The organism is Bacillus sp. JJ783 (assembly GCF_036963225.1).
In the GTDB taxonomy this organism is placed as follows: domain Bacteria; phylum Bacillota; class Bacilli; order Bacillales; family Bacillaceae_G; genus Bacillus_A; species Bacillus_A cereus_U.
Genome location: NZ_JBALMG010000238.1, coordinates 1 through 2,204, shown reverse-complemented (window position 1 = coordinate 2,204; position 2,204 = coordinate 1). Strand labels below are relative to the sequence as shown.

Below are 2,204 nucleotides of genomic sequence, written 5' to 3'. Positions count from 1 at the left end.
TGTATTAACATTTAAATTAGTATGAACCCATCCAATAGTCGGTATCCTTCTAAACTTTCCAATGAAAAAGGCTATATATGTCGGTAAAAATTCCAATGCCCCTATTACTACATCCATATTTTTCGAATGCTTTAAGGCCCTCATAATTACCTTTCCCATATGTTTGCTTAGCTTTTCTTCTTTATGTAAGGCATGACAAACCTTTACCCTAGCATCTACCTTTTTTAGATGTACCCCACTTTTTTTTAGCAAAAATAAAGTTACATCATATTTATCAACCAGATTATTCACATACTCAACCGTAACCTTTTCAGCCCCGCCGCCTTCTAAATCATTAATTATGAAAAATAATTTTTTCATCAAGCACCTCTTACTTATATAAAAAGTTATCTAGTCTAACTTTTTAACATTTTTGTGCACCTATATAAAAAGGGAATATTTATTACTAATTTTCTAATTTTCAAGTTTAAATTTTTATCATTTATCTTTTTATAATATTTGTTATAATCGTCTCTTAAATTATAATCAAATGAAGCATAAGCTGTATCGATATATAGACGCTGTAATCCCTTAGATACGTCTATATTTTCATCATAAATTTTCATATTACAAAATAATTTTTCTTGATCGTTAACCAATTTTCTAAATCCATCTACAGAACGTGAAAGTGAATTACCAGAAAGACGATAATAGATTAAAGGTTCCTTAATCAACCCTACACTATACAATTTTGAAATTTTCAACCACATATAATAATCTTCAAACATATATTCTTGGCTATAGCAGCCTAATTCCTTAATGACTTCTTTTTTCAATAATGCTGACGGTGCTGGAATAAAGCAACCTTGATCAATAAGCTTTTGAAAAATCTCACCCTCATATAAAATTTGATTATTACTAAATTTTTCCAATCCCTTATCATCTTTATTGTTATATGAGAAGTTTTCACCTATTTTAAACCCATCTCCATACACCATTGCAAACTCTTTATTTTCTTCTAGAAATCTAACTTTTGATTTAATATTATTAGGATGCATAATATCGTCTGATGCGAAAATACAAATATATTTTCCTTCGGCTAATTCAACACCCGTATTGCAATTGTTCACAAATCCCCTATTCGTTTCTTGTTCAATATAAATAACATTAGAAAAACGCTCTTTTAATTTAATTAAATTTTCTTTAACAATTTTTCGGGATCCATCTACTGAACAATCATCGATAAGAATTAACTCTATATTTTCATAAGTTTGGTCTATAATAGACCTAAAATAATCTACTAAATATTTCTCATGATTATAAATCGCTGTAAAAATAGTTACTAATGGTTTCATTTTATCCCTTTCCGTTACCTCTCTCTATCCCAATTCTTAATTATTCTCTTATAAATAATAACCATCCATATCAAATAAATAAGATACATAGTAGCATAAGCCATTGTAACTCCTTTTACTGAAAATTGATTAATAAATATATGAGATAGACCTAAATATAATAAAGCTGAACCTATTTCTGTAATAATAAAAACTTTTGTCATGGCTCTTGCAACCATTAAGAAACCAAGTACCCAACTAGACATTTTCAAAAAATCTCCAATCAGCTGGAAAATAAATAGTTCCCTCATTTCATAAAACTCTTTACTAAATAGCAATTCAATAATAAAGTCTCGTAAAATAAATATTCCCAAACAGCTTAATAGCACGAACGGTAGAATTAATTTATAACTTTTCTGAACTTCTTCCCTTAATTCCTCTACTTTCCTAATCTCGGATAATCGTGGAAGATAGTAAGTTGTTAACGCTGTTGTTATAACTAATAAATACATGCTAGAAATTTTATTCATAGCTTCCCAATGGCCTGCTGCTATCAAAGATTCATTGTCAATAATTAAATTTCTAATCCAAAGTTGATTGATGGGCACACAAACCATAGATACTATAGCCATTAAAGAATACTGAGAAAAATCCTTATAAATACTCTTTTCACCAATTAAATTTAGTTGTATATTATTGATAAATTTCGTTTTTATTAAGTAGATTAGAGTTACCACTAATACTACTGATTGTACCAATACTATAGATAATAATGCTCCATATAATGTATACTTTATCGTAAGTATTGTAGTTAAAATTAAAGCTACAAGGCTACTTAAAATATTTATTAAAATATATACTTTGATTTTCTTCAAACCATTTAATAAAGCT

Annotated in this window: 2 protein-coding genes and 1 pseudogene; all 3 read right to left on the bottom strand. The window is 27.9% G+C overall.

Features of this window, described 5'->3' with window-relative positions:
• Positions 1-360: pseudogene (locus V7038_RS28945) on the bottom strand (hypothetical protein); the annotation flags it as partial.
• A gap of 35 nt (positions 361-395) precedes the next feature.
• Positions 396-1,334: a glycosyltransferase family 2 protein gene (locus V7038_RS28940; protein WP_335696045.1), complete on the bottom strand. Its 939-nt coding sequence runs from the start codon at positions 1,332-1,334 to the stop codon at positions 396-398.
• A gap of 14 nt (positions 1,335-1,348) precedes the next feature.
• The coding region (locus tag V7038_RS28935; RefSeq protein WP_335696044.1) for an O-antigen translocase at positions 1,349-2,204 on the bottom strand (856 nt) is incomplete at its 5' end.